The organism is Bacillus sp. GMs2/2 (assembly GCF_050172095.1).
Taxonomy (GTDB): domain Bacteria; phylum Bacillota; class Bacilli; order Bacillales; family Bacillaceae_G; genus Bacillus_A; species Bacillus_A cereus.
Map to the genome: position 1 here is coordinate 1 of NZ_JBNLYE010000224.1, position 6674 is coordinate 6674.

The following is a 6674-nucleotide window of genomic DNA, read 5'->3' on the forward strand; positions in this document are numbered from 1 at the left end:
GTGAAAGGTGGGATATTCTAGTCATAGGTTAACCGGACGACATCATAGGATCCTAACAAAATGTTTACAATAATTCAATTATAAAATGGAGGATTTTATATGAAAAAGAAAGTACTTGCTTTAGCGGCAGCTATTACATTAGTTGCTCCATTACAAAGTGTTGCATTTGCTCATGAAAATGATGGGGGACAGAGATTTGGAGTTATTCCGCGCTGGTCTGCTGAAGATAAACATAAAGAAGGCGTGAATTCTCATTTATGGATTGTAAACCGTGCAATTGATATTATGTCTCGTAATACAACACTTGTAAAACAAGATCGAGTTGCACTATTAAATGAATGGCGTACGGAGTTAGAGAACGGTATTTATGCTGCTGACTATGAAAATCCTTACTATGATAATAGCACATTTGCTTCACATTTCTATGACCCTGACAATGGGAAAACTTATATTCCGTATGCAAAGCAGGCAAAGGAAACTGGAGCTAAGTATTTTAAATTAGCTGGTGAGTCTTACAAAAATAAAGATATGAAACAAGCATTCTTCTATTTAGGATTATCTCTTCATTATCTAGGGGATGTAAACCAACCGATGCATGCAGCAAACTTTACGAACCTTTCGTATCCACAAGGGTTCCATTCTAAATATGAAAACTTTGTAGATACGATAAAAGATAACTATAAAGTAACGGATGGAAATGGATATTGGAACTGGAAAGGTACGAATCCAGAAGATTGGATTCATGGAGCGGCAGTAGTTGCGAAACAAGATTACGCTGGCATTGTAAATGATAATACGAAAGATTGGTTCGTGAGAGCTGCTGTATCACAAGAATATGCAGATAAATGGCGCGCTGAAGTTACACCAATGACAGGTAAGCGTTTAATGGATGCACAACGTGTTACTGCTGGATATATTCAGCTTTGGTTTGATACGTACGGAAATCGTTAAGTATTTAAAAAAGGTCAAATCTCAGAATAGAGTATTTGGCCTTTTTATCACTATACAATACATGGAGGTATGAAACGTGAAAGGTAAATTGCTAAAAGGTGTACTTAGCTTAGGTGTTGGTCTAGGAGCTTTATATAGCGGAACGTCAGCTCAAGCAGAAGCGTCTACAAATCAAAACGATACATTAAAAGTGATGACGCATAATGTATATATGCTATCAACAAACTTATATCCGAACTGGGGACAAACTGAGCGTGCTGATTTAATCGGGGCGGCAGATTATATAAAGAATCAAGACGTAGTTATATTAAATGAAGTGTTTGATAATAGCGCATCAGATCGTTTATTAGGGAATTTGAAGAAAGAATATCCAAATCAAACAGCAGTATTAGGTCGTAGTAGTGGAAGTGAATGGGATAAAACGTTAGGAAACTATTCATCTTCAACTCCTGAAGATGGTGGCGTTGCGATTGTGAGCAAATGGCCAATCGCTGAAAAGATTCAATATGTATTTGCAAAAGGATGCGGGCCAGATAATTTATCGAATAAAGGATTTGTATACACGAAAATTAAGAAAAATGATCACTTTGTTCATGTAATTGGTACGCATTTGCAAGCGGAAGATAGTATGTGCGGAAAAACTTCACCTGCATCTGTACGTACAGACCAATTAAAAGAAATTCAAGACTTTATTAAAAATAAAAATATACCAAATAATGAGTATGTGTTAATTGGTGGTGATATGAACGTAAATAAAATAAATGCAGAGAACAAGAATGACTCAGAGTATGCATCTATGTTTAAAACATTGAACGCTTCTGTACCATCTTATACTGGACATACAGCGACTTGGGACGCAACGACAAACAGTATTGCAAAATATAATTTCCCTGATAGTCCTGCAGAGTATTTAGATTATATTATTGCAAGTAAAGACCATGCGAACCCATCGTATATAGAGAATAAGGTGTTACAGCCGCAATCTCCACAATGGACTGTTACATCATGGTTCCAAAAATATACGTATAATGATTACTCTGATCATTATCCAGTAGAGGCGACTATTTCTATGAAGTAGTTTCAAAAAGTTTCTTCGTAAAGAAGAAACTTTTTTTATTTGCAAACAGGAAAATCACACTTTCTTTCCAATATGTATAAGACATATTGAGAAGAGGAGAGAAAAATGTGGATCGAGGAATTTTTAAAGAAGTTCCATTACCTTGTGCATTTTTGGATGAAGTGGCTTTAGATAGAAATATTCAATCGATTATAGAGTTAAGTGGAAATAAAAAGATTCGTATAGCGAGTAAATCGTTACGCTCTGTTCCGATTATGCAAAAGATACTAGCTGCAAATGATCGATTTCAAGGTATTATGTGCTTTTCACCTAGAGAGATTTTATTTTTAATAGAACAAGGATTTAATGATTTATTGCTTGGATATCCTGCTTACGATGAAAGAGCTCTGTATGAAATTAGTTTGTTAACAAAGGAAGGTTTCATTATAACTTGTATGGTGGATTGTGAAGAGCATATTGTGTATTTAGAAAACATTGCTGAGCAATCTAAAGGATGTTTTCGTGTTTGTTTGGATATTGATATGAGTAGTCGCTTCTTTCAATTTCATTTTGGTGTACAAAGGTCCCCAGTAAAAAATGTGCAGGATGCGTTGAAAGTAGTAGAAAAGGTGAGAAGGTCATCATATTTAATGTTAGATGGTGTAATGGGATATGAAGCTCAAATTGCCGGGGTGGGCGATTATATACCGAATCAATGGTTGAAAAGTAAAGTGATTTCGTATTTAAAGCAGAAATCAGTGCTAGAAGTTAAAGAAAGAAGAGAACATATTGTAAAAGCAATACAAAACATTGGTATTGAGCTAAGGTTTGTAAATGGAGGCGGAACAGGAAGCATAAAAACAACCGAGAAAGATAATTCAGTTTCAGAGATTACAATAGGTTCTGCTTTTTATTCTCCGAAGCTGTTTGATTATTATAAAGAGGTGAAATTTCATCCAGCGGTCGGATTTGCCTTACCAGTTGTGCGTAAACCAGTCCCGTTTATTTACACTTGCCTAGGTGGTGGATATATTGCTTCAGGAGCAGTTGGAAAAGATAAAGAGCCTGAAGTTTGGAGACCGAAGGGTGCAAAATTATTAGCTTTAGAAGGTGCTGGCGAGGTACAAACGCCAATTTTTTATAACGGCGAGGAACGAGTGGATATAGGAGAGACCATTTTGTTTCGTCATAGTAAGGCTGGTGAATTATGTGAACGCTTTCCTTTTTTATATCGTGTTAAAAAAGGAGAGATTGTCGGGGAGTATTCAACATATCGGGGGGATGACCAATGCTTTCTATAAAGGGACAAAAGTGGAGAAATTGGACAGGGAATGTAGAAGGAACGCCGCATTATACGATGTATCCAGAAAGTATACAAGATGTAGTAGAAGTTGTGGGGCTTGCGCGAAAAAAGGGAAAGAAAATTCGTGTTGTCGGTTCAGGACACTCGTTTACCCCCCTTGTGCAAACGGAAGAAGTTTTAGTTTCTTTAGATGAATTGAAGGGTATTGTGAATATTGATGCAGAGAAGATGGTTGCTGAAGTATGGGCAGGAACAAAGTTATATGATTTAGGGAAGTTACTTGAGGAAAAAGGTTATGCGCAAGAAAATTTAGGGGATATTGATTCGCAATCTATTGCAGGAGCGATTAGTACGGGGACTCATGGAACGGGTATTACCTTTGGGAGTTTATCAACACAAGTTATAGAGATTACGGCAGTTCTATCTAATGGTGAGAGTATAGTTTGTTCGGAAGCTGAGAACGTAGAATATTGGAGAGCGTTTCAGTTGTCACTTGGAATGTTAGGTATCATTGTAAAGATAAAATTGAAGGTTATTCCAGCGTATTCACTCGTTTATGAAAGTGAAAAACAGTCATTATCCACTGTAATGAACAAACTAGAAGAATATAAGAAGCATCGTCATTTTGAATTTTTCGTTTTTCCTTATTCTGATGAAGTACAAGTGAAACTTACGAACGAAACAACGAATAAAGGCAGTGATTTGAAATGGCATAAACTAAAGGTGGAGTTACTTGAAAATAGGATGTTCTCTTTACTATCTAAAGGATGTAAATGGTTTCCTTCTATAAGTAAAGGCGTGAGTCGGTTATCAGCTAAAGCTGTACCAAACACAAAAATAATTGGCCCGAGCTATGAAGTATTTGCTACATCACGTACGGTGCCATTTTATGAAATGGAGTATAGCATTCCTTCAAAGTATATGAGGACGGTTGTAGAAGAAATCTCAAATCTTATTGAAAAGAAAAAGTATAAGGTGCACTTCCCAATCGAATGCCGCTATGTGAAAGGGGATGATATATGGCTTAGTCCGGCCTATGGAAGAGATTCAGCATATATCGCTGTTCATATGTATAAAGGTATGAAATATGCTGCTTACTTTGGCGAAGTGGAAAAGATTTTTCTGAAGTATGAAGGGCGTCCACATTGGGGGAAAATGCATACATTATCGTATGAACAATTACAATATATATATCCAGAGTTTCATTCGTTTTTACAGGTGAGGAAATCTCTAGATGAACTTGGAATGTTTTTTAATCCTTATGCGGAGAAGTTATTTATCCCGCTATTTGTCAGCTTTTTTTAGTGTAATTGCATTTCTTGTATGACTAATATGTTCATAAAATAGTAGTTTATCCCGGCTAAATACATGTAGTAAAACATGAATAATAAATAGGCCGTTAATGATGAATAGGAATAACAATGTAACGAGTAATATTAGAGGCTCTGTGTGATTTAAAATAGAGCTACTAGAAAGAATATAATTGATTCCACCTAACGCAAAATAAAATATACCGTAGCGAATAAATAGTTCTTTTAATGTAATACGATTTGATTTTCCTTTCACGTGAATGCGAAGCAATGCTTTCCCAATTGTTTTTCCGTTAGTAAAGTATGGAATAATAATAAAGTAAATAAGGATTGAACACGTAATGAAAATGAGTTCATACATATTGGTGTAAGATTGCATATTAGAAACGAAGAAAGAATTTCCTTTGTTTTTAACGACAGGTACGACGATAGATAAGAAAATCCAATCAATTTGCATCGCGATAAGGCGACGAATGAATCCGACTGGTTTCGTTTCCAAATCAATATGACTATCTAACTCGTTTGTCTTCGGAAGGAAGTACGTAAATATTGGTGCAATGATAAAACCAATTACGCCACCTAATGTATTTAAAAACAAATCATCGATATCAAATAATCGGTATGCACAATTGTATATACCGTATAATCCAGTCACTTGTGTTAGCTCGAAAAATAGTGAAAGGAAAAAGGAAATGCAAATTGTTTGTAAGAAACTACGTCGGAAATAATAACGTAAGTAAATACCGAATGGAACAGTTAATAGAACGTTAAAGGCAACTTGTAAAAACGCAGACTCTTTTAATAAGTAGAAATAAGTAGCTGGTTTCGTTAAAACTGCCGATGTATGACTACTAATCTCTTGTATGAAATAAAATGGTGCGAGTTGCATGTGTTGTGTATTAGCCGGTTGTAGGCTACAAGTATCAAACGTTTGTGGCAACGGCAAAATAACAAGAAAATAGGCATTTAATAAGTAAAGTAATAATGAGTATAAAATAAATGAGCGCCATTTATTTAAATAACCGTATTTTCGATAATTAAATATTAAAAAAGGGATTAAAAGAAACATTGCTAAAAAAGGAAATAAAATAAATGCTGTTTTCACTGGAAATAAATATGCAGTCAAAGTAAAACTCCTTTCAATAAAAATTCGTTTATCATTATAGCGCTAAAAATATTTAAATACAAAGTTAAAACCTTTCGAAATAGAAAAAATTACTAACTTGATAGGAATTAAGTTATAATAAATTTAATATAAGGATATTGTGATTATATAAGTTGAGAGAGGGTACAAGAGATGCGATATGAACTTTTTTCTGTAAGTGGGGATCATATTACGACTTTTGAAAGTGCATGGCGTTTTCAGGAGGGAGAACAGATTTTTGTTCATGATGATCAAACAAAACGAAACTTTATTATTATTCGGCTGACGCATGATGTATTTCAACAAAATAAACATGTTATTCGTTTGTATTGTCAAGAGAAGAAAGTGTATGCATAAGAGAAGCCCTCTTACAGTATGAAAAGTAAGAGGGTCCTTATCTCGTTATTTGTGAATAGCCCAATTGATGAGGGTGATTAAAGTTTCACTTTATCATTTTGCCCCTCGTAAGGAATAAAAAGAGAAGGATTAATGCACATAGGTAGCATTTGATTTGGAAGAAAGGATATAGCCTTGTATTTTGTGCTTCAAAGTTTCATTGCCTTCTTTTTGAGAAAGCCATGTATGGTAATCTTGTTGTGTTTTCCATAACATACGAATCATATACTCTGCCTTATCATTTGTACGATGAACAGGTGAAAACTCTATGTTAATACAACCGTTCGTTCCGGGGGAAGGATAATATTGTCTAAGCCCATAAAGTAGCTCATTTTCATATTCGTACTTAATGTGAATGAGTTTTGTAACTATAAACATATAAACACCTCTTTTACGATAATAGTAGGAAAGATAGAATTACTGTAATAGTGGACTTGATAAATATTATACTATTCTGAAAATTGTAAGTAAATAATAGGTTTTAACTTAATAAAGGTATAAAAAAGCGAGTCA

General features: G+C 34.7%; 7 protein-coding genes. 5 read left to right on the forward strand and 2 right to left on the reverse strand.

Features of this window, described 5'->3' with window-relative positions; all coding sequences use genetic code 11:
• Positions 1 to 99 precede the first annotated feature (99 nt).
• The 4 genes from cerA (at position 100) to ACQGS6_RS20665 (ending at position 4616) form a co-directional block, all read left to right on the forward strand.
• Complete coding sequence (cerA, locus tag ACQGS6_RS20650; protein ID WP_000730997.1) at positions 100 to 951, forward strand: phospholipase CerA; 852 nt, start codon at positions 100 to 102, stop codon at positions 949 to 951.
• Positions 952 to 1027: 76 nt separating this feature from the next.
• Positions 1028 to 2029 carry a sphingomyelinase C gene (gene sph, locus ACQGS6_RS20655; protein ID WP_000676789.1) on the forward strand — a complete coding sequence of 334 codons (1002 nt, stop codon included), beginning with the start codon at positions 1028 to 1030 and terminating at the stop codon, positions 2027 to 2029.
• 107 nt (positions 2030 to 2136) lie between these two features.
• Entirely contained in the window at positions 2137 to 3309 is a 1173-nt protein-coding gene (locus tag ACQGS6_RS20660) for an amino acid deaminase/aldolase (protein WP_426965513.1), read from the forward strand.
• Positions 3297 to 4616: a D-arabinono-1,4-lactone oxidase gene (locus ACQGS6_RS20665; protein WP_426965514.1), complete on the forward strand. Its 1320-nt coding sequence runs from the start codon at positions 3297 to 3299 to the stop codon at positions 4614 to 4616. The genes ACQGS6_RS20660 and ACQGS6_RS20665 overlap by 13 nt, the downstream gene beginning before the upstream one ends.
• Here ACQGS6_RS20665 and ACQGS6_RS20670 read toward each other — a convergent pair.
• A complete protein-coding gene (locus tag ACQGS6_RS20670; protein ID WP_000128012.1) occupies positions 4596 to 5747 on the reverse strand; it encodes a VanZ family protein in 1152 nt (383 codons plus the stop codon). The genes ACQGS6_RS20665 and ACQGS6_RS20670 overlap by 21 nt on opposite strands.
• A 171-nt stretch (positions 5748 to 5918) precedes the next feature.
• On the opposite strand from ACQGS6_RS20670, the gene ACQGS6_RS20675 reads away from it, so the two are divergent.
• On the forward strand, positions 5919 to 6122 hold the full coding sequence (locus ACQGS6_RS20675) for a hypothetical protein (RefSeq protein ID WP_001268332.1): 204 nt from the start codon (positions 5919 to 5921) through the stop codon (positions 6120 to 6122).
• A 129-nt stretch (positions 6123 to 6251) separates the two neighbouring features.
• Here ACQGS6_RS20675 and ACQGS6_RS20680 read toward each other — a convergent pair whose 3' ends face one another.
• Positions 6252 to 6539 carry a hypothetical protein gene (locus ACQGS6_RS20680; protein WP_025966743.1) on the reverse strand — a complete coding sequence of 96 codons (288 nt, stop codon included), beginning with the start codon at positions 6537 to 6539 and terminating at the stop codon, positions 6252 to 6254.
• Positions 6540 to 6674 lie beyond the last annotated feature (135 nt).